Annotated in this window: 19 protein-coding genes; 10 read left to right on the forward strand and 9 right to left on the reverse strand. The window is 39.4% G+C overall.

What is annotated here, in order from left to right:
- Positions 1-23: 23 nt before the first annotated feature.
- From waaA to R7R78_RS10930, 9 genes are all read right to left on the reverse strand, one after another.
- Positions 24-1,292, reverse strand: a complete 1,269-nt coding sequence (gene waaA, locus R7R78_RS10890; RefSeq protein ID WP_225473526.1) for a lipid IV(A) 3-deoxy-D-manno-octulosonic acid transferase — start codon at positions 1,290-1,292, stop codon at positions 24-26.
- Positions 1,286-2,341, reverse strand: a complete 1,056-nt coding sequence (waaF, locus tag R7R78_RS10895; protein ID WP_225473527.1) for a lipopolysaccharide heptosyltransferase II — start codon at positions 2,339-2,341, stop codon at positions 1,286-1,288. The genes waaA and waaF overlap by 7 nt, the downstream gene beginning before the upstream one ends.
- Positions 2,338-3,060 (reverse strand): glycosyltransferase family 25 protein, encoded by a 723-nt coding sequence (locus R7R78_RS10900; RefSeq protein ID WP_186584527.1) that lies wholly within the window; start codon positions 3,058-3,060, stop codon positions 2,338-2,340. Before R7R78_RS10900 ends, waaF begins: the two co-directional genes overlap by 4 nt.
- On the reverse strand, positions 3,057-4,043 hold the full coding sequence (gene lpxM / locus R7R78_RS10905) for a lauroyl-Kdo(2)-lipid IV(A) myristoyltransferase (RefSeq protein ID WP_132936695.1): 987 nt from the start codon (positions 4,041-4,043) through the stop codon (positions 3,057-3,059). The genes R7R78_RS10900 and lpxM overlap by 4 nt, the downstream gene beginning before the upstream one ends.
- Before the next feature lie 126 nt (positions 4,044-4,169).
- On the reverse strand, positions 4,170-5,111 hold the full coding sequence (gene rfaD / locus R7R78_RS10910; protein ID WP_017634969.1) for an ADP-glyceromanno-heptose 6-epimerase: 942 nt from the start codon (positions 5,109-5,111) through the stop codon (positions 4,170-4,172).
- Positions 5,112-5,259: 148 nt separating this feature from the next.
- Positions 5,260-7,452 (reverse strand): YjbH domain-containing protein, encoded by a 2,193-nt coding sequence (locus R7R78_RS10915; RefSeq protein ID WP_225473528.1) that lies wholly within the window; start codon positions 7,450-7,452, stop codon positions 5,260-5,262.
- Positions 7,449-8,207 carry a capsule biosynthesis GfcC family protein gene (locus tag R7R78_RS10920; RefSeq protein WP_225473531.1) on the reverse strand — a complete coding sequence of 253 codons (759 nt, stop codon included), beginning with the start codon at positions 8,205-8,207 and terminating at the stop codon, positions 7,449-7,451. Before R7R78_RS10920 ends, R7R78_RS10915 begins: the two co-directional genes overlap by 4 nt.
- Positions 8,204-8,884 (reverse strand): YjbF family lipoprotein, encoded by a 681-nt coding sequence (locus tag R7R78_RS10925; protein ID WP_064368922.1) that lies wholly within the window; start codon positions 8,882-8,884, stop codon positions 8,204-8,206. The genes R7R78_RS10920 and R7R78_RS10925 overlap by 4 nt, the downstream gene beginning before the upstream one ends.
- 69 nt (positions 8,885-8,953) lie before the next feature.
- Positions 8,954-9,172: a hypothetical protein gene (locus R7R78_RS10930; RefSeq protein ID WP_225473533.1), complete on the reverse strand. Its 219-nt coding sequence runs from the start codon at positions 9,170-9,172 to the stop codon at positions 8,954-8,956.
- A 405-nt stretch (positions 9,173-9,577) separates the two neighbouring features.
- Between R7R78_RS10930 and R7R78_RS10935 the strand changes: the two genes are divergently transcribed.
- The 10 genes from R7R78_RS10935 to R7R78_RS10980 all read left to right on the forward strand — a co-directional run bounded on the left by R7R78_RS10935 (position 9,578) and on the right by R7R78_RS10980 (position 21,161).
- On the forward strand, positions 9,578-10,096 hold the full coding sequence (locus R7R78_RS10935; protein WP_225473534.1) for a porin family protein: 519 nt from the start codon (positions 9,578-9,580) through the stop codon (positions 10,094-10,096).
- A 64-nt stretch (positions 10,097-10,160) separates the two neighbouring features.
- Positions 10,161-12,863 carry an SLBB domain-containing protein gene (locus R7R78_RS10940; protein ID WP_225473535.1) on the forward strand — a complete coding sequence of 901 codons (2,703 nt, stop codon included), beginning with the start codon at positions 10,161-10,163 and terminating at the stop codon, positions 12,861-12,863.
- 301 nt (positions 12,864-13,164) lie between these two features.
- On the forward strand, positions 13,165-14,127 hold the full coding sequence (locus tag R7R78_RS10945) for a Wzz/FepE/Etk N-terminal domain-containing protein (RefSeq protein ID WP_225473536.1): 963 nt from the start codon (positions 13,165-13,167) through the stop codon (positions 14,125-14,127).
- 22 nt (positions 14,128-14,149) lie between these two features.
- On the forward strand, positions 14,150-15,028 hold the full coding sequence (locus R7R78_RS10950; RefSeq protein WP_225473538.1) for a glycosyltransferase family 2 protein: 879 nt from the start codon (positions 14,150-14,152) through the stop codon (positions 15,026-15,028).
- Entirely contained in the window at positions 15,025-16,107 is a 1,083-nt protein-coding gene (locus R7R78_RS10955; RefSeq protein WP_225473539.1) for a glycosyltransferase, read from the forward strand. Before R7R78_RS10950 ends, R7R78_RS10955 begins: the two co-directional genes overlap by 4 nt.
- Before the next feature lie 11 nt (positions 16,108-16,118).
- Positions 16,119-17,345, forward strand: coding sequence for a lipopolysaccharide biosynthesis protein (locus tag R7R78_RS10960; protein WP_225473540.1), 1,227 nt, complete (start codon positions 16,119-16,121; stop codon positions 17,343-17,345).
- A gap of 2 nt (positions 17,346-17,347) precedes the next feature.
- A complete protein-coding gene (locus R7R78_RS10965) occupies positions 17,348-18,490 on the forward strand; it encodes an EpsG family protein (RefSeq protein WP_225473541.1) in 1,143 nt (380 codons plus the stop codon).
- Positions 18,491-19,609 (forward strand): glycosyltransferase, encoded by a 1,119-nt coding sequence (locus R7R78_RS10970; protein ID WP_225473543.1) that lies wholly within the window; start codon positions 18,491-18,493, stop codon positions 19,607-19,609.
- The gene (locus tag R7R78_RS10975; protein WP_187568384.1) at positions 19,606-20,361 is read left to right on the forward strand and encodes a hypothetical protein; all 756 of its coding nucleotides are present in this window, start codon (positions 19,606-19,608) and stop codon (positions 20,359-20,361) included. The genes R7R78_RS10970 and R7R78_RS10975 overlap by 4 nt, the downstream gene beginning before the upstream one ends.
- Positions 20,362-20,405: 44 nt before the next feature.
- Positions 20,406-21,161, forward strand: coding sequence for a glycosyltransferase family 2 protein (locus R7R78_RS10980; RefSeq protein WP_225473546.1), 756 nt, complete (start codon positions 20,406-20,408; stop codon positions 21,159-21,161).
- Positions 21,162-21,280: the final 119 nt, after the last annotated feature.

Consider the following 21,280-nt stretch of genomic DNA (forward strand, 5'->3'; position numbering starts at 1 on the left):
AGCCGAGTTAATACTCGGCTTTTTTAGATAGAAGAGGTGGCTGTGGTGGTACGTTGTAAGGAGCCTGAGTTTGCTAACATAAAATGAGCAAGCTCTGACGTGATGTGCTCATGAACTGCGACGTCTTTAATTAGAGCCACGATAGCTCTTGCCAGTTCATCCTCATTTTTCACAATTTTGATGAGGTTGTTCTGCTTCATTTCATGTACGATTTCTTTGAAGTTAAAGAAGCTTGGACCATTGATAATAGGGACACCCAAAGCAGCAGGCTCCAATACATTGTGCCCACCAACCTTATCTCCAATTAGGCTTCCCCCCATAAAGCAGATGTCCGCTGCGCCAATCAACGTTAGCATCTCACCCATTGTATCGCCGAGATATACTTGAGTATTCGTCTCTACTGCATGCGTTGAAGTACGACGCACAGTGTTAAAGCCTTGCTGTTGGCAAAGTGCAAACACATCATCAAATCGTTCCGGATGGCGAGGAACCAAAATAAGTAATGCATTTGGATGAGATTTTAAAACTTGTCTATGTGCATCTAATACCTGTTCGTCCTCGCCTTTGTGGGTGCTAGCTGCAATCCAAATCGGACGATCGTTTCCAAGTTGGGCTCGAAGCTGCTGTCCTTGCTGTTTCACTTGCTCTGATATTTGAATATCGAACTTAATCGAGCCAGTAACGGATAGTTTCTTTTTCTCAACGCCTAAGCGTTCGAAGCGCTCTGCATCTGAATCCGTTTGGCAGAGTACTTGAGTTAGGCATGGATGAAGCTGGTTAAAAAGCCGCTGTATTTTGGCGTAGTTCTGACACGATTTTTCAGATAGGCGAGCATTCACGACTGTTATAGGGATACCCGCTTTGTAAACATGGTGAAGCGTGTTTGGCCACAGCTCAGTCTCAATGATCAACATTTGTTTTGGTTGTACTGATTTAAGAAAACCTTTGATAGCAAAACCAAAGTCAATTGGCATATAGCGGTGTTCAATTAAATCACCCAACTTAGCAATCTGTTCAGCTCCGGTACTTGTTGTTGTAGTAACTAGAATAGATTGTTCGGGGTTTTGTTCCTTAAGGGCTTTAATTAAAGGTGTTGCTGCTATGCTTTCACCAACAGATACGGCATGTATCCAAATAGGTTTGTCGTTGCTTTTTAGCTTGGGAGTTATGCCAAAGTGCTCTTTCCAGCGAGAGCCAAACTGAGGCTTATTTGGTTTGCTCTTGTACAAACCAAATAAAAGCAGCGGTGACGCTAGGGCGAGTAGTAAGGTATAAACAATACGAACTAACATGAGCTTATCGTAATGGCGTCAAGTTTTTGGATACTATCTAGCACTTGCTTAGGCGAAAGTTCTGTCAAACACTTAAGGTGTTTGTATTGACATTCACGCTGGAAACAAGGGCGACAATCAATATCGGTATGAACAATCTCCACTTTTTCTGCGAGTGGGGGGGTGTACTTCGGTGAAGTTGAGCCATACACTGCAACAACATTACAACCAACCGCAGCTGCCACATGCATTAAGCCTGAGTCATTCGCGACAACAGTCTTACATGCAGCAAGTAGGTCGACCGCTTCAATTAAGCTGGTTTGGCCTGCCAGAACATGAATGTGCTCATGGAATTGCGTCGGAACAAGTGCGCGAATATTGTTACAAGTCTCTAAGTCCTTTTGAGAACCAAACAACCAGATTTGATGCCCAGAACGAGCCATTTGTGTCGCAACTTCAGCGTAGTGTGTTTCGGGCCATTTTTTGGCAGGACCAAACTCTGCTCCTGGGCACAGTCCGATAATTGGTAGGTCTTGGGCTAAGTTGAACTTTTTGATCGTGGCTTGTTGCTCTGCCGCGTTGATTTCAAGGCGTGGGCGAGGCAAGGTTTCAAGCCCGCCGAGAGAGTTAGAATCCACCATTTCTGCTTTTGGATAAGCTAACGCTACATAGCGCTCTACCATGTACTGAAAAGACTTCATGTTAGGGCGTAAATCATTCAATAAACCATAGCGCATTTCTCCTTTCCAGCCAGTACGAAGAGGAATGTTGGCAAACCATGGGATCAGTGCCGATTTCGCTGATTTAGGCAAGATATAGGCGTGGTCATATTGCTTTTCACGTAACGATTTGCCAATTTCCCTGCGGCCTAATAAGTTAAACTCACCATGACCGATAGGCATTTCAATCGCTTGATGGATTTCTGGCATACGCTCAAGAATCGGTTTACACCATCCTGGAGCGATAACGTCAATTTGGCTATCTGGATGGCGTTGCTTTAATACGATATATAACGATTGCGACATTACCATATCGCCGACCCATGCAGGGCCAATGACTAAAATCTTCATGCTTTGTTTTTCCAGTATAGGAATTTCAAAATTGACTCATAAGTTCTAAAAAGTTCAGCGTATATTTTATTCGCAAGAGTCATTTTGGATTTATCTTTTCTTTTACCACCAATCGTCGAAGCAATCTCTGCTCTAGTAAAGAGATCTGGAGACACGCTGTAAACTTGAACACCATGTCTCCATGGTTTTTCCATGTAGTCATCGACTGGTTCAATAAACTTTTGAGCATGCATAACAAACTTTGATGCTGCTTTAGGTGTGACGATATAAGCGGTGGTACCACAAGTGCCTGCTGAGTATCCCCCTAGCATATGATTATCATCAATAGGTACGATTGGGGTGAATACACGCTTCTGAGTGGCAGACAATTTGATGTAGTCATAATTAGAAGTCAATGGAAGGGTATGTTCGAGTACTTGCTTCAGCCCTTCTACGGGGTCGACGTTGTCTTCTAAGATGACGATCGGTTCATCAAGCTCAACACATCGAACCCACAACTCGTAATGGCTTGCAAAACAGGCGACTTCACTGGTTTTTAATTGATACCCTTTGCGGCGTAGAGTAATGGTTGGACGACTTTTTTCTGAATGAAGAAAACGGTCAACAGAGCCATCTACTGCATCAAAAAATTCAAACGTAATGCCTTGTTGTTTTAACTTTTCTTCAATACGTTCTCGGCGATCTAGTGATCGAGCCAAGCTTACGACAAATACTTTCACTGCACTTTCCAGTCGCTGTTATATCTTGGTTTAAACAAATTGTAATAGTTATTGCCGTCTTCTTGAGAGTGCAGCAACTGTAGTACCCACATATATTGTTCGGGTTTATCACCGACAAAATATTCAATGGCTTCATTACAGGTACGAGCGTCTTGCTCTTCGCCTTTATCCAGCTCAAACGCTGGTAAAATCTCAATATCAAACGTACCATCTTCAGTGTTCATCGACGCAAATAGAGGCAGTACTTTTGAGCGTGATAGTTTCGCAATTTTGCCTAAACCAGGTAGCGTTGCTTTACGTGTTGCAAAAAAATCCACAAACACACTATGCTCTGGGCCGTGATCTTGATCAGGTAGATAATACCCTACATAGCCATCTCGAATGGATTTCAGAAAAGGCTTAATGCCACCTGAGCGTTCATAAACACGGCCACCGTATTGGACTCTTTGCTTGTGCATCAGCCAGTCAGCAACATCATTCTTTTGTTTCTTCGCCATTGCAGAAACTGGCATTCCCATTGAAGCGAGCAAGATAGCAGGCACATCAATTGCCCAAGAGTGGGGAACCATTAAAATCACATTTTCGTTGTTATCAATGTGCTGTCGTAAAATGTCTAGGCCGCGAATTTGGCAACGGTTCTGAAGCCATTTTGGTGAGCGTAAACTTAGTAACCCGAAGCGAAAAAAGAACATGGCTGCTGTGTAGAGTGTTTTTTCTATCAAAGTTTCACGTTCTTGGAACGACTTTTCCGGAAAACACAGCTCAAAGTTAACCCTCGCTCGGTGAGCTGGACCTTTGTGGGATTTACACAGTTTTTTGGCTATGGTTTTCGCTAACCACTTTTGTAAACCCAGAGGCATTAATGATAACGGTAAAAATAAGATAACACCTAACCACGTGCCCCAGTACTTAGGCGACAGAAAGTGGCGCTTAAACTCAGGGTTATATGCTTTAGGGTCGAAGTCATCACGTTTTATGGTCATGGCGTGTCTAGTTACCTATTCGTGTGTGGGCGAAGTGGTTTAAATGAGAAAAAGATAGTTAGGAATGATACAGGCTATTGCACTTGAGTAAAGGTGGCAGGTTATGGTTCTACCACCTTGTGGTGCTTAACTGTTTTGGATAGTCAAGTATTCGGCAACGCCTTCTGCAACTGTCTTGAATTCAACATCACAACCTGCGGTGCGCAGTTTGGTCAGATCCGCTTGTGTGAATTCTTGGTAAGCGCCTTTTAGGTGTTCAGGGAATGGGATGGTTTCAATTTGGCCTTTGCCATGATGCTTGATAACTGCTTTTGCTACCTCTTCAAAAGATTCAGCACGGCCAGTACCACAGTTAAAAATACCTGATACGCCGTTTTCTAAGAACCACAGGTTTACTTTACATACATCACCAACGTAAACGAAGTCGCGTTTGAATGATTCGCTGCCCGCGAACAATTTAGGATTTTCACCTGCGTTAAGTTGGTTGTTTAGGTGGAACGCAACTGATGCCATGCTACCTTTGTGGTCTTCACGTGGGCCATAGACGTTGAAGTAGCGGAAGCCGGTGATTTGAGAAAGGGTCTCACCATGCTCTTCAGCGTCTTGCCATAGGCGACGAACGTAGTTATCAAACTGCTGTTTCGAGTAACCGTATACATTCAGTGCGCCTTCGTATTCGCGTTCTTCAACGAAAGTATCGGTATCGCCGTAAGTGGCTGCGGAAGAAGCGTATAGGAATGGAATCTCGCGATCTAAACAGTAATGCAGCAGCTCTTTAGAGTACTCGTAATTGTTTAGCATCATGTACTTACCATCCCACTCAGTCGTTGCAGAGCAAGCACCTTCGTGGAAAATTGCCTCAATCGGACCAAAATCATCGCCCGCCATAATTTGGGTCAGAAAGTCGTCACGATCCATGTAATCTGTGATGTCCAGATCAACTAAGTTCTTAAACTTTTTGCCATTTTTTAGGTTGTCGACAACCAGGATATCGTTAATACCAGCTTCGTTTAGTGCTTTAACAATGTTGCTGCCGATCATGCCAGCGCCACCAGTTACGATGATCATAGAACTTCCACCATAGATTAAAATTTTCTCAGGAATTCTAGCAAGAAACGAAAAGTAGCGCTATTGGAAGCAGGAAGATAGGTTTGAGTCTTCTATGACTCTGTATCTAGATATGAAAAAGGGAGCCGCAGCTCCCTTGATTACTTTATTATTCCACATCCGAACGGTTAGGCCTTTGATACCAAGGATTTCGCTCATCGGTCAACTCAATCAAGCTGTATTTACGTCCGAGTTTCTGTCCTCCGTCACGAGTAAGAGGCTGCCAACTAAAGTTCGCACGATTGTTGCTTGGCTTAACGGTCATGATGTCAAATGGAATCGACAAGTAGAAACCTTTGGTAAAGCTACCTTCACCAAATTCATCCGCAGACAAGTCTGTAAATGACGCAAAGGCACCAGCAATTACGCCACTCTTGAACTGCTTAGAAACGTTGATTTGTGTACCAACATCACCAGCTAGGAACTGACCAACATCGAATTGGATCATCAAGTCTTGTAGGAATTCCCATTGAGGGTAGTAGTAACCAGATACAAAACCAGTGAAGCCTTTATCAATAACTTGGAACGGACGTCCATATTCTGGCACGTTTTGCCATTTCTCATCGTAAACACCGAAGTAACTTTGTGGATCACGTTGAGAAATTACGTTGACGTCAGCGCCAATCGCCCAGTTAGCTCCTTGTGGACGGTAAAGAAACTCGGTACCGACTCCAGCAAACATACTCTCCAGATAGCCCGCGTAGAATTGCTGATCCATCGTATCGGAATACTCTTGGAACCAAGTCAATTGTAAGTTTGACATGGTTACAGCATGTTCATTTTGGTAAGCGCGGAACATGGTGCGAACACGAGGAACAGTAGTGCCATCAGGTGGAGTGACATAAATAAACTTATCGTAGTTGTTATACCAATCCCAGTATAACGAACCGCCAATTTCAAGGTTGTCCGTCAGCCAATATGAGGCATTACCGCTTAGCCCTACACTAAAGAGATAGAAATCTTCAGCGTTTCCGAGAGTTTGAACTAGTTTAGGTGCAAAGCCCCAATCAAAACGTTCAAAACCATCGTAGACAGATTCTCCCATTGGCTGAGTAGTAGCCCTTGAGGTTGCATCTTCTATTTTCGGATTGATGTAATTAACTTGGGCAAAGTCGCGATATTTCTCTTTGGAGATAACCGTTTGATCGCCGATCAGACCACGACTGCGTTCATTGATAGTAAAGGTATCAATGTTGTCTGGCACTTCGTTGTAAAGGACTGCCGCTGCTTTTTCATGAGCTTCATTGCGATCACGATACTTTTTCTGCTCACCAACGACAGTTACTGTATTGTCATCAACATAAATACGCGTGTTTTGGTAACCAGCAATTTTGTCTAAATCTTCTGTTACACGTTCCCAATCAACATCAGACAGTTCTTCAGGCTGGCTATCTTCGATTTCTGGTGTTGGTGTATCTCGCCAGAATGATGGCATGTCATTGAAATTAGTGTTTAGCGTTAAGCCTGCTACTAAAGTATCGCCGCGTTCATAACTTAAACGAAAATCGGCCATGCCTAGACGGTAGAGGACACCAAAGTTCCATGGTGTGTGGGGCTTCATATCAACATCTGCCCCCACAACTGCATAGTCTGTAGAATAATCATTGCTGTCGTACTCAACTTTAAATCGTAAAGGAGCGTGCAACGTCTGGAACTCTATACCACCAAATAAAGCCGCAGGCCCTTTGAAAGCTCTGTCAAAATTAGTTGTTCCTCCAGAATCAAGAAACTCTTCAGAACGTTCACAGAATTTGTCTGATGCTTTGCAAAATGGATTGGTTATATTGTCTCTGGTTCCCAAGTAGCCCCAACCCATACCCAAAGTAAAATCAAAAGTACCTAATTTCGAATTAGAATATCGTTTTGTCGCTGCAATAAACTCAGCATCAAAAAGGCCGGTACCAGCAAAGTCTCGTACTCCCAGGGCGATTTCTGGTATGTATTCAGATTCTTCCCATAATCTAAATTTAAAATCTATCCCTTTGTCTGTGTATTCATTATCAACATCGGGGAAGGATGATGAGTAAGGCAGGTCCTTAACTTGAGTGTAACGGATGGTTGTTTCTAACCAAGGCATGAGTTGCAGAGTTACATTGTAAAAAAGGTACTCATCACTACCTGTTACCGAAAAGTTGAATTCCCCTTCAGGAGCCATACGTCCGGTTGGCATCTGCATTAAGCCAACACCACCAAAGTCAGATTGAGAAGGTTGTAAAGAGGGGGCCTCAAAGGGCATGTCTTGAGCCCAAACCAATGCTGGGCCCATTAAAGAAAGGGTTAAGCTTTTTCTAATTGGCATCATTGTGGTCTCTTTGTAGAATTTGGTATCAATTGAGTGAGTAGACGGACAATATCTTGGTCCATTTCGGAGTATTCAAGATTACCAAACGGAATATATACCAATGTCAGAGGTGGTAAGTAATATTGTGTCGTTAACCAAGCTCCGTGATGCGGCTTAACTACGTGACCATCTGGGTAGATCAACACTGGCTGTGTTGATAACGCACCAATGTTATTTTTCAAATTCTCTATTTGTCTTTGCAAAGGGATGCCTGCTTGCGCCTTAACGGAATACACGCTACTTAGGTTTCCTAAGTAATACACTTTTTCTTCGCGTAGAGGGCTAGCGAGCAGGTAATCGCCGCTCAACAGTGGGTTGTCGATTTTATCTAGTCGAATTTTATCAACATCGATCGCAGACAGTAAGCGTGGTGCAAAGCTTTGCTTCTGAATGAACTTGTAGAATGGATGTGCGACCAAATTGTGTTGAATCATTTGATTGAGCACCGAGTTCTTTAAAGCGGTAGAGGTTTTCTCGGCGTGTTCCGATTTATCAAACAAAGTGGTACCAAGAGAATATTGCAGAGAGACGCTTTGCTCCCTAGCAAGTGCTAACACACTTTCTAAACGAGCCGTCCCTTGAAATTGTAGCCGTTTGCCTGCTTCTAGCAATTCAACATTTAATGGTTGCATAGCAGAGGTTTCTGTTTGAGCGAAGCTAGGCATGCTCAAAAGCGGCATGACCAAACCGAATAATGTGAGTAGTTGCTTGCTCATGATTTGCTATATCCCTTCAAAATAGTTAACTCAACCGGAATCATATTTGGCCCTAGGTGTTGCAAGGTTTTAACGACCTGACCCTGTTCATTGACCCAATAGTAGTTTTCGACCGATTGAGAAAGACTTCTAAACTCAACAGCTTCTTTATATACGTTGGTCATAGTGCTAGAAATAGGTGTTGTTAACGTTTCTTGGCCTGAGTAAGAACGCGTTATGTTTGCAGGAAAGCCATAACGGTATTGTGTTGCCCAATCGTATGAGAGTGCGTAGTTGACAGAGGTTGAGTCTAAAGAAAAATCTGGAACGTCACCGTAAACACCCGCTAAGTCGCCACTCTGTAGTCCAATCGTTTTGACGATGTGCCCATTTTCTGTAACGATCATGGCTTTATCGGCGCTTACCCATTTCAATTGTGTTTTTCCATTTTGCGGATTTCGTTCCGCGAAAGCTAAAACGACAAACACCTGCTTCTGATTTCCAAGTTTCAAATAGGCACTGGCATATGGAATAGCATTGATTTCTTCTGGTGTCATCTCTACATCAATGTAGTTACCGTAGGCTTCTTGGACGGTTGCTGAAACATCATTGAATTTCTGTGTGCAGCCAAAGAGTACAAGGAGTAATGGAAGAATGAGGAGTTGGCGTATCCATTTAGGTATTCGGAAGATATTCATTGATCCCTCTTACAAATAAAATCGCCCTGACTTAATCAGGGCGATTGGCTTCTGTTCTACAAAACGAAATTAGTTAGAAGTAGAAGTAGAAGTAGATGTTGAAGTAGATGTTGAGTCGCTATCTGACGCTGCAACTGCTACTACAGTTACTGCTGCTGCTGCGCCTACACCTACAGCTGTCGTGCCAGTTGCTGACGCAGAAGCTGCGCCTGTTGAGCCTGCTTCTTCTGCTGCAAATGCAGATGTTGCGCTTAGAGCCATAAGAATAGCTAGAGCTGTATTCTTCATTATTAATCCTTGTGTATCCGGTATAAAAACATCGATGTTTGGTAGCATAAAAAATGCTCCAAATTATATTCTAGATAAAAAAGCCTTAGCATGTAAATAGTTTCTTATTTTGCCATGGCTTTCGATCTCATTTCTAACACCAGCGTGACATTGCACGGTTATCTTGCTCCCTTGCTTGCTGATAAACTATCAAGAGTGCATAATTTGTCTGCCTATTTCCTTCAGCACTAGAGGCTTGAAGTCAATAGGTCGTTTTTACTTAGACCATATAGAAAGCGATACAGTGGCTTACGCTCCATGCCTCAGGGCGGTAGCGTGCAAGCTTTTCAGTATTTAATGATCTGCATAGCAAAATTTAACTTTGCCTTGTCAGGCAATATTATTACCAGTACTAGGAACTTTTACGTGATAAGAAAGCAGCATTGTTTGGGAATACTTGGTGCACTGGGCTTGAGCCTGAGTTCTTTTTCAGCGTCAGCCGATTTTTACGCAGGCGCTCTAGTGAGCTACTCAAATGCAGAATTGAAAAGCTCACCTTCTGAGTCCGTGAAAGAGGGAAGCCCCTTTCTTCTTAGTGCTCAAGCAGGATACTTCTTTAATGACTACATTGGTTTAGAAGGGCGTTACGGGACATCAGTTCAACGTGACAGTGGTCTTGCTGTTGATAGCGCTTTGAGCGGCTTTGTTAAGCTGAATATGCCAGTTTCAGAGCGAGTTGCACTTTATGGTTTAGCTGGATATTCAAGCGTTCAGCTTGATCTACAAAATGTAGGTTCTCACAAAGAACAAGGATTTAGTTTTGGGTTAGGTATGCACTACGCTTTAAATAACCAAAGCGCGGTGATATTTGAGTTCGTTGATAACGTCTCTGAAGACCAAGTTCGCCTTAACTCGATTACACTGGGTTTTCAGCACCGATTCTAATTTAAATACCTAGAGCTCAAACTTGGGGCTAGGGTCTTTTATTCAATTATTATAGTGACATACCATGTTTAAAGGATATTTCTCTATTGCCGCTTTTATATTGGCAAGTACGTTTGCGTCTTATTCAATGGCACAAACACCCACTCCAGAACAAATGAAAATGTTTCAAAACCTACCCGCCGACCAACAAAAGGCCTTGGCGAGTAAGTATGGTTTCTCCATTCCTTCTAGTTCATCTTCAAACAAGTCTCCTTACGAAAATCCGCAAGTAATCCAACCTAGAACTGAAGCTAGTAGCGCTGTATCTTCCAATATCGAAGAACAATGGCTCAAAAAAGGTGAGCAGGGAGAGCTTAAACGCTTTGGTTTAGATCTTTTTGCTGGTTCTCCAAGCACCTTTGCTCCGATCAGTGATGTTCCTGTGCCAGCAAATTACACCGTGGGTGCAGGTGATGAAATCATTGTGCAGTTGTTTGGTAAGGAGAATGAAACGCATCGTTTACGCGTAAATCGTGCGGGCACAATCAACTTCCCTTCACTTGGGCCAGTAAATGTTGCAGGCATGCACTTTTCTGATGTTCGAGACTCTCTGACGCAACGTGTAAAAGAGCAAATGATTGGTGTGCGCAGTGATATCTCATTGGGTGAATTACGCACCATGCAAGTGTTTGTAATGGGGGATGCATATAAACCTGGTGCCTACACGGTTAGCGCATTAACGACAATTTCACAAGCTATCTATTACAGTGGCGGTTTTGGTGAAAGTGGGGCCCTAAGAGATATCCAACTAAAGCGTGATGGTAAAATCATTCGTAAGTTGGATATGTATGACCTGTTACTAAAAGGTGATGCAAGTAATGATGTGCGCTTACTACCGGATGATGTTGTTTTAATTGGTTCTGTTAACGATACGGTGTCTATAGAAGGCGAGATCAACCGTCCGGCAATTTATGAAGTCAGGGCCGGTGAAACTTACCAACAACTTATTCAGATGGCAGGTGGTTTTACTGCGAATGCTCATGTCGAGCAGTTGGAGATAAAACGCTACGCTTCACATGGCGCTCGTGAAGCTCTGACGCTTGATTTCAATAAAACGCAAGATCGAAAGAGTAAAGTTAAAAATGGCGACGCCATCAAGATCTTGAAAAAAAGCGAAGAGCTTACTCGTTACGTACAGATAGAGGGAGATGTTCGTCATCCTGGCTATGTGGAATGGCGCAATGGTCTTCGTGTTGCTGATCTTTTCAAATCTGTTGACTCAGCGTTTAATTCTACAGCTGATGTTAACTATGCGGTTGTGGTAAGAGAGATTAATCCGCAACGTGATATTGAAGTGTTCCAACTAAGCTTAGCCAACGCAATTCTATCACCAGGTAGCCAAGATAACCTCCAGTTACAATCACGAGATCGTATATTGGTTTTCAACCGCTTTAATAACGAAGACTTGGATACATTGGCAACACAAGAGGCTGTTGTAAAAGCAAAAACATTGGAGCAAGCGCAAGAGCAAGCTGAGCTTGAACAACAGAAAGAGCAAGAAGTGATGAGCTCTTCTGTTGCCGTTTCGCATTCAGCAAACGATACGCTGAATAACCCGAGCACCACAGGGCAGGCGAAACCAGCTAAAATCATTTTCCGTGGTAAAGAGATTACAGAGGAAGACTTTGAAAAGCTGAAGCAAAATACTCGTCGCACTTTACTTGCCCCTGTGTTGTTACAACTTCAGCAACAGTCTCGTTTGGGGCTAGCTCCTCAAATTGCTGAAGTCTTTGGTGAAGTGAAGCACCCGGGACGCTACCCGATCACCCCAAGGATGACGGTATCAACGCTTATTGAAGCAGCAGGTGGTTTGACTTACAACGCATTCACAATTAATGCAGAACTAGCGCGAACCGCGATTAATAGTGCGGATGAGCGTGCGTATATTGATGTTGAACGTATTGATTTGCGTAAAGCAATCCAAGGCAGCGTTTCGGACGATGCAATTATTGTAGGCCGAGATCGTTTGAACATCCTAGAAAAGCCAAATGTGAAGCTACAAAGCACAGTCACTTTACAGGGTGAAGTTCGTTTCCCTGGAACCTATACCGTGCGTCAAGGTGAAACTCTGAACGAGTTATTGGAGCGAGCAGGTGGTCTCACAGAGTTTGCTCATCCTCAAGGAGCGATATTTACGCGTGAAGCATTGCGTTTACAAGAGCAGAAGCTTTTAAACCAATATGCAGCAGATATGCGCAAAGAAACCGCGAAGAAGACGTTCCGAGCCGATAGTAATATGGGCTCTGTAATTTCAGACCCAGAGAAAACTTTAGCGTTTGTAGAGGAAGCAAGTCGAAGCAAAGCACTTGGCCGTATGGTAGTACAGTTAAACCGTATTTTAAAAGGCGAGCGCTCAGCAGACTTTATGCTTGAGGACGGTGATTTCCTCTTCGTTCCAACTTTCCGAAACACTGTTTCAATTATGGGTGAAGTTCAGGTTCCAATTACTTACTTACTAGATAATAAGTTAGATGTGAACGACTACCTAAATAAAGCCGGAGGCGCTAAGAAGCAAGCGGACGAAGACCGTATCTTTGTCGTTCGCGCAGACGGTTCGGTTTATAAGCCAACATCAGGCTATTGGTTCGGCAACAATCATGAAGAGCTAAAAGCGGGCGACACAATTGTTGTACCGATTGATACCGACTACCGCGATGCACTAAGTACTTGGACTGCAGCCACTCAGATTCTTTATCAAACAGGTGTAGCGATAAACGCGTTGAAGTAAAGGTAAAAGGTCCTAGGGAATAATAGCTCCTAGGACCTAGTATTTTGAGAATACTGATTATGGAGCGCTTCACTTACCGATGACGAGAGCTTAAAACCTCATTCCACGAAAAGAAGCGAGACTAGGAATTTGTTCTCATAAAACGTCGACTGCGTTTGAAAGCAAAAGCGGAAGATTCGCGTGTCTGCAATCGAATTAATATTCAGTATTCATTAATCCATACACATTTTCACCGATCCTACTCTTGGCTCTAGATTAAACGTCTAACCTAGAACCTAGGATCCTAGGACCCAGAACTTCCATGGAACCACAAAAAGAACCCAACCCAAACACCTTACCATATCCACTCCAACCGCAAAACGTAAGTGATGAAATCGACTTGCGTGAGCTCTTTAAAGTCTTATGGAAAGGCAAGTGGATCATCATTGTCACTACATTTGTTTTTGCTATTGGCTCTGTACTATACGCACTAAGTTTGCCAAATATTTACAAAGCCGATGCTTTGTTAGCGCCTGCAGAAAGTTCAAATGGCGGTGGATTATCTAGTATGGCAAGTCAATTAGGAGGGCTTGCAAATTTAGCAGGAGTTAATTTAGGGGCATCAGAGTTGTCTCAAACTGACATTGCTGTTCAAGTACTAAAGTCAAGAAAATTCATTGAAAATTTTATCATTAAACATGACTTACTTATAACTTTGATGGCAACGAAAGCATGGGATATATCTAATGATGAGCTAATTTACGATGAAGAAATTTATAATGTTCAATCAAAAGAATGGTTAAGAAAACCAACAGGACTACGCAAGTCTAAACCATCATATCTTGAAGCTTATGACTACTTTATTGAGCACGTTCTAGAAATAAAGCAGGATAAAGATAGTGGTTTATATCAGATATCAGTAATGCATTATTCGCCTAATATAGCAAAGGAATGGGTGGATTGGTTGATTGAAGATATTAATATTGATATGAGAAAAAGAGCAATCGACGAGTCGTCAAGAAACTTAAAATACCTAAACGAGCAGCTAAATCGGACTTCATATTCTGAAATGAAAAGTACATTTTATAAACTAATCGAAGAGCAAATGAAAAGTTTGATGTTAGCTGAGGCTCAAGAAGAATATGTTTTTAAAATTATAGATCCTTCAGTTGTGCCAGAAAATAAAGCAAAGCCTAAGAGAGCGATAATTTGTATACTAGGAACTATGCTTGGTATTTTGTTTTCGATATTATTTTTGACAGTTCCTTTTATTTTTAAAAAGTAAATCTGAGTTTAGGTGGTGTAGTTTGAATATCTCTGTTGTAATTCCAATGTACAATAAAGAACAATCAATAAATAAAACAATATCAAGCATACTGGATCAGGACTATAAGTTTCCTTTTGAAGTTGTGGTTGTAGATGATGGTTCCACCGATGATAGTGTCCAACGTGTTCTAGAAGTACAAGATGATAGAGTTAGATTAATTAGGAAAAAAAATGGCGGCGAATCAGATGCACGAAATATAGGTATTTTAAACTCTAGATATGAGAGTGTTGCTTTTTTAGATGCAGATGATTTGTGGAAGAGCGACTTCTTATCTACGGTGTATAACCTATCAACCAAATATCCAGCTGCTGAAGTTTTTTGTACGAAGTATGCTAGAGTAAAAGAGAATCATTATGACGAACCCGTACACTCAATTTGGAATGAACGTCATGGCTTGATTGATAATTATTTTGAACAAGTGAATGAGACATTAGGTGATATGATTTTAACTTCATCATCTGTTTGTATAAAAAAAAGTGCGATATCTAAAGTTGGGTTGTTTTATTTTGGCGATAAATTAGGGGCTGATCAAGACTATTGGTACCGTATATTCTCAAAAGATGTTGTTGTAGCATTTTCAAATAAAGTTTGTGCTTTATATATTTTAGATGAAACCGAAAGAGTCTGTGATAACTATAAAAGATTTCAAGAATTAAAGTTCATAAAAAGACGTTTTAATCATAAAAGTCCTATTTCTCAAAAACGATATTTAGCTAATGCTAGAATTGGTGCTATCAACGATGTGTTTAACTCGGGGAATAAAACAAAAGCTATCTTATCTATAGTCAAAGAGTTACCAATGTTAGTTTACGCAACACCTAAAAGACTTGTAGCATCTATAATTAAGGTATTGAAATGAGAGAGATTGCATTTATTTTAAATGAAGATAATGTTGTATTCCATGATGAAGTTTTAAAAAAACCATGCTCTGGTACATTATACTCAGCATTAAAGCTAGTTGATAAATTTAACAATTCTCATAAAGTCACGGTGTATCACAAAGGAAATGCTGACTGCAGAGATAATGTGAACTATGAAAACATTCAAGAACTGAATAAAGTTGACTTTAGAGACTGTGTGTCAATATTTGTCGGTGCGGCCGGGAAGTTGATTAAATCTAATGCGATGAAATTTTCAAAGAGTTATTATTGGCTTCATAACTACGAAAGAACGAATAATATGTTGGAGCTAATTAAAGAAAAAAAATTAAATGGTATTGTTTGTGTTTCTGCCTATCAAATGTTTACTATGCTGAAGTCTAATACATTTTTTAATTCAACATATATTCATAATCCTTTTAACTTTTCAAATGAATTAAATGTAGCATTCTCTGGTGCGTTAAAAAAAGAAAAAGGATTACATAATCTAATATATATGTGGAAGCGGTTATCAGATAAGGGACTTGATATTAATTTGCATATTTTTGGAAGTGGTAACATTTATGGGAAAGAGTCAAATGATATTGGTATCACTAAGGTTGTAGATAAAGAATACGAGGCTAGTTTTATTGATTGTATTTTGGATGAAAATGGCAATATAGATAAAAAAGTTAAATTTTATGGTTTAACTGAAAAAAGCAAAATGCTCCCAGTTATAGAAAAATGTGATTACTTTATTTCCGGTTTGAACGAAAAAGGCGCAGCTGAATGCTTTTCTATTGCGTTTCTGGAAGCGCAGAGTGTAAAAACACCAGTTTTAACTCTAAATCGAGGGGGACAAAGCGAATCATTATTCATTGATGGGTCGAAGTCTTTTCCTAATGTAACAAAACTTGAAGCACATATCTTTGATAACCACAAAAAAAGACAAGAACTATCGATTGATAACATATTCGATGAATGGATGGATCATATCTACTTCGGCAATAAGGGAGTGGTAAAAAAAAGAGTTAAATCTATAGCTTCCGGTATAAGCGTTTATTTTGACAAGCTTAGATAGATCTTAAACTAATGAATTTTAAAGTACTAAAAAGTTTCACTAAATTTTTGAGTGGTAATACACTAGCATCAATATTATCTCTGGTTAATTTGTCCATCATATCTCGATATATTGGTCTAGAAGGGTTTGGTTATTTTATTTTATGTCAAACTGCCTATTTGTTAGTTGAACAAGTTTTTAATATAAGAGGATGGCAATATTATATTTCGCAGTCTAAATATGAAGTTAATGACATAAAAAAACTTTACGGAATTAACAATTCGATTAATATTATCGCATTTTTATTTTCTACTAGCCTTGCTTATATAAGCTACTTATCGGTGGGGTTAGACTTTGAGTTATACGTCGGTATCATTATATATCTCTCTTTAATTCTATTTAGAAATTATGACTCAGCATATGTTGTGTTAAGACAACGAGACATGTATGGCACGCTATCTATGTTTAATGTGGCTCTATCAGCTTCAAGGTTATTGGCTATTTATTTAATGAATAGTTATCTTGACATGAAGTTTATAGATGTTGTCTGTGTTTTTGTTATAAGTGAAATGATATATTTTATTTTCCTCAATTTATATTCTAGCTATCTTTCTGGAGGTTATATTTCATTGTTTAAATTTGATAGCTCTACAATTAAAAAGGGAGCTGAAATTAATTTAACAACTGTTTTTGATCTACCTGTCAGTACGTTAGATACATATGTTGTAAACTATTTCTTTGGTGCAGAATCGGTTGGGATATATAAGTTGATAAGAAAGTACGTATCAATACTGGGACGAGTCGTCTCTCCTCTTAATCAAGTCATGTTTCCTGAAATAGTCAATGTAAAGTCTGATAGAAAAATAAATATTGTTTTGAAATGTATGTTAGCAACGTTTTTGATATGTGTATCTCTTGGCATTTCTATATATGTTAGTATATTCAGCTTTAATCTTGATTTCTTTAGTAGTATTAGAGATTCAGACTTTAATAACATTGAGTTTTACTTTTTGTCTATTTTAGGTATTGAGGTCTTAGCTCTAACATTCAGTATATTGAACTATCTTTTAGTATCTTTTGGTAAAAATGTTACAAATGGAAAGGCTGTACTATTGGCTAATTTTGTATTTTTTATAATGTTATCTCTGTTGAGTTATCTTACACAGAGCCTAATATTAGCCACATCATTATCATTATTTTTGCAAGTTGGTGTTTTAATTGCATATAGACTTAAAGTTACTTGCCAGTTCGGGGCTTAACGATGTCATATCTAGCGATGCCTTTTTATAATGTGATGATCTTTATTGTTCCTTATTTTTTAATGTTTTTTTGTATCAATATTAGAAATTTTAGGATTTTTTCACTATTATACGTTCTGTTTTATTTATTCGCTATTTTAGTGTTTTTATTTAATAAGCCAATTACAGGTGGTGACATATTAGAGTACTTTAATCGATATCTAAGTCAAGTTGACTACTATCGATTAGAACCATTGTTCGGTTTGTATACTGAGTTTATTAAATTTTTAGGCTTTTCTCCAAGCGCCTATGTTAGTATTTTATCTTTCAGTTGCTTTATTCTTCAACTTCTTACATTCTCATATGTCTGCAAAGAAAATAGACTGCTGGCATTCATGTTGTTGCTATTCAACTCTTTCGCATTGCTTACTTGGAGTGGTATTTACAAAAATGGAATTAGCATTCCATTTTTAATCTTAGCTTTTTATGCCCTTTCAAATAGAAATGTATTATTGTCATTTACATCCGTGACAATTGCTTGTTTGTTTCATACTTCTGCTATTATTTACTATCCTGTCTTGATTTATCTATCTATCTTTAAAAAGGAAGTTAAGTTAGAAAAAGTACTCATTTTAATTTGTGCTGTTAGTATTCTTATATCGTTTGTTTTTGATTTTCATCTTTTCAAGTCTATCATTAGAGTTCTAGTAGTTGATTACTTGAAGCCATTTATTCCAGAAGCTATGGCTAGACCACTAAGGTATTTTACGGCAGATGTTACTGAGTTTAATAATAGTGACTCAGTGTACTTGTTACAAACCTCAAGAGTTTCGCTTGAAATATTCATTCAGTTCTTTGTTTTCTTCTTTTTATCTAAATTACATTTAAATAAACATAACGTAGTGAGTTTCTGGCGTCGTGCTTATATTTTGTCTGTGTTTATTTACTCATTGACGATTGGAGTGGCTTTTAGTTATAGATTTTATTTAGCAACATCATTTATATTTACAGTGTATCTATACTTTGTGATGATTTACTCAAGTAAAAAACTATACTTTATGTTGTCTCTATATTTGGTAATTAGCTATTTAATTTTTTGTTTCTATTCTTTACCTCCTGAAAAAATAGGTTTAATGTATTTAAATCCTTTGAATATTGGTTATTAAATGAAAAAGATATCGATAATTATACCTACCTTGACAGTCGGAGGGGGGGAGAAAGTAGCAGTTGAAAATGCTAATGATTTATCATCGGCCGGATATGAGGTTTACCTTATCGTTCCTAAAGGGAAAATTATAAAGCAAACAGTTAACCCTTCTGTTCGGCTTATCACTGGGAGTTGTTCGAACCTTATTGCGGATGTGCTATTCTGTTTGCGAAAGTTAAGAATGATAAGACCAGATGTGGTTTTGTCTTATATGGAGAGAGCGAACTTTATTAATATAATATCATCTTTTTTTGGAACATGGGATATATATTGCTCTATCCATACGGTTCCATCTGAAGCATACAAAACAAGAAGCTTTATCGCAAGACTTCTAATAAAGATCTCAATGCTAATTTCAAAAATGAGGCAATTGCCATATATTTGTGTTTCTAAAGGTGTAAAAAACGAGCTTGAGGAACACTATAAATTAAATAATGTACATTTAGTTGAAAACTACATTAATGATAGGGAAGTTGTTGAGTATGGCGACGATGATATGTTAAGCCTAGACTCAAAGGTAATAATCTCTTTTGTTGGTAGATTGAATAAAATTAAAGGTGCAGACGTTTTCATTGATGCTATTGGTCTTGCAAATAGAAAATCTAAATTAGTAAACAAGAAGTTTTGGGTTGTCGGCGATGGAAAAGAACGAAGAAATCTTGAGTTATTAGCTCATGAGTTAGAAGTTAGCCATTTAGTTGAGTTTTGGGGGGAGAAAGAAGATGTTGATAGGTATTTCTATTATTCCGACTATCTTATAGTTCCTTCTTATTTAGAGGGGTTTGGATTAGTCGTTTTAGAAGGGTTGATTTATGGCTGTCAGGTCCGTGTCTCGAAATGCAAGTATGGCCCTTCGGAGATAATTAGTCATTTTAATGAAATGACTGATGATAACTCATTTTCTGATCCTAGCCTTAATCGGGAAATTGCTGTAGAAGAGTTATCTGAGATTATTTTAAAGTCTGAACATAAAAAGCAGTTAAACGATATAAATGAATTGAAGAACAAGGTTATTGAAGTATATGGTAGAGAGATTGCCATAGAAAAAATCATTAATGTAATTGAGAGGGAAAGGTGAAATATATTATTTATTCTGGGTGGTGGTGTGATGAGAGTTCGCGAACTGACCAAAGAGATGTTTATCTCGGTGATGATACTCTACGAACCAGTGCATTTCATGATAAGTGGTTTCAATGTATCGACACTTACACTAATCCAGAAAAAGTGCTGATAATTGACTCTGCATCACCAGTCAAGCCGAACTATGAAGGCAAAGGTATTGAGTTTTTATCGCTAGACAAAAACTATGGACATTCAACTAATCATACTGGGTTGATGTGTGGTGTAACTCGAGCTCATCTCATGGGAGTTTACTACGCGTACTTATGTGATGCAGACTATTGCGTATATATAGAGCAGGATGCAGTAATAAAAGGGGATGGCATTGTAGAGTACGCGATTAGCAAAATGACCAAGCCGTATATGTTTGGCACTGGAAAAGGCACTCCTTATGCAACCCAGCAGTCTTTTTTCGTAATTAGAAAAGATGGTTATATCCCATTTATAAATCGAATGAGCAAAATAAAGAGTAGCTGTAATAAAATTGCACCAGAAAATAAATTTGCAATTGCTTCAAGTCGATTCCTTTCACTTTTGCCTGAGTTTATTTTTAAGTTGCGAGGTATAGGTAAAGTTCTTAGATATTGGCCTAGCTTTAATATCGTTCCTTTCGGTTATGGGAGAACTCGACCAATTGACTTCTCAAGCCAGTATATGTATTTCCAACATGGAAGTAATGAAGAGTTGGAACAGTTTGATAAGTCACTTTAAATTATAAAATCTTTCTGTACTAACTTTAAAGAAGGAGTGGCTAAATGCAACCCTTAGTATCTGTGATTATGCCCAGCTTTAATTCGTCAACAACGATTGAAGAAAGTATCGAAAGTGTATTGGCTCAGGCGTATAAAAATTGGGAGTTGATAATCGTAGATGACCGATCATCGGATAAAACTTGGGAAGTGATCACTGGCTTTGCAGCGCAATACGACAATATCCATGTTTACCAGAATGAAAAAAACCAAGGGGCTGGCGCAAGTCGTAATTTCGCGATAGAAAAGGCAAAAGGCCGCTTTATTGCCTTTTTGGATTCGGATGACCTCTGGACAGAAGATAAACTGTCAGAGCAAATCGCGTTCATGCTCGAAAATGATTATCCGCTGACCTACACGCACTATAGTCGTTTTAATAGTGACGAAGAATTGAATGTCGTCACTGCACCTGAGTATACGACTTATAAGAAGTTGATGTACAGTAATGTCATTGGCTGCCTGACGGCGGTTTATGATACTAAGGTATTAGGTAAGCGTTATATGCCCTTGATTCGAAAGCGTCAGGATATGGGGCTATGGCTGGAAATCTTAAAAGATACTCCAAAAGCTTATTGCTTACCTAAGACGTTAGCGAAGTACCGTATGGATACTGGCATGACATCAAATAAATTCAGTGTATTGTCATATCAATGGCGCTTCTACAGAGACGTTGTGGGATTGAACATACCGAGAAGCATGTTTACCTTTTCAGTCTATGCCGTAAAAGGCACGATGAAACATCGCTCGAAAAGAAAGTCATAGTGAACTATATGACGAGTAAGTTGCCGATCATCATAAAATGACTGACCCGTCCTGATATGGGTTGACACTTTTTAACTAAAACGCTCGATGTACTTCATCGGGCGTTTTGTATTTTAAAG

Source organism: Vibrio sp. 2134-1, assembly GCF_033339495.1.

Coding starts and splice junctions, on each gene's coding strand:
- waaA (WP_225473526.1), bottom strand. CDS start 1,292: ATGTTAGTTCGTATTGTTTATACCTTACTACTCGCCCTAGCGTCACCG.
- waaF (WP_225473527.1), bottom strand. CDS start 2,341: ATGAAGATTTTAGTCATTGGCCCTGCATGGGTCGGCGATATGGTAATG.
- lpxM (WP_132936695.1), bottom strand. CDS start 4,043: ATGACCATAAAACGTGATGACTTCGACCCTAAAGCATATAACCCTGAG.
- rfaD (WP_017634969.1), bottom strand. CDS start 5,111: ATGATCATCGTAACTGGTGGCGCTGGCATGATCGGCAGCAACATTGTT.
- R7R78_RS10915 (WP_225473528.1), bottom strand. CDS start 7,452: ATGATGCCAATTAGAAAAAGCTTAACCCTTTCTTTAATGGGCCCAGCA.
- R7R78_RS10920 (WP_225473531.1), bottom strand. CDS start 8,207: ATGAGCAAGCAACTACTCACATTATTCGGTTTGGTCATGCCGCTTTTG.
- R7R78_RS10925 (WP_064368922.1), bottom strand. CDS start 8,884: ATGAATATCTTCCGAATACCTAAATGGATACGCCAACTCCTCATTCTT.
- R7R78_RS10930 (WP_225473533.1), bottom strand. CDS start 9,172: ATGAAGAATACAGCTCTAGCTATTCTTATGGCTCTAAGCGCAACATCT.
- R7R78_RS10940 (WP_225473535.1), top strand. CDS start 10,161: ATGTTTAAAGGATATTTCTCTATTGCCGCTTTTATATTGGCAAGTACG.
- R7R78_RS10945 (WP_225473536.1), top strand. CDS start 13,165: ATGGAACCACAAAAAGAACCCAACCCAAACACCTTACCATATCCACTC.
- R7R78_RS10955 (WP_225473539.1), top strand. CDS start 15,025: ATGAGAGAGATTGCATTTATTTTAAATGAAGATAATGTTGTATTCCAT.
- R7R78_RS10960 (WP_225473540.1), top strand. CDS start 16,119: ATGAATTTTAAAGTACTAAAAAGTTTCACTAAATTTTTGAGTGGTAAT.
- R7R78_RS10965 (WP_225473541.1), top strand. CDS start 17,348: ATGTCATATCTAGCGATGCCTTTTTATAATGTGATGATCTTTATTGTT.
- R7R78_RS10970 (WP_225473543.1), top strand. CDS start 18,491: ATGAAAAAGATATCGATAATTATACCTACCTTGACAGTCGGAGGGGGG.
- R7R78_RS10980 (WP_225473546.1), top strand. CDS start 20,406: ATGCAACCCTTAGTATCTGTGATTATGCCCAGCTTTAATTCGTCAACA.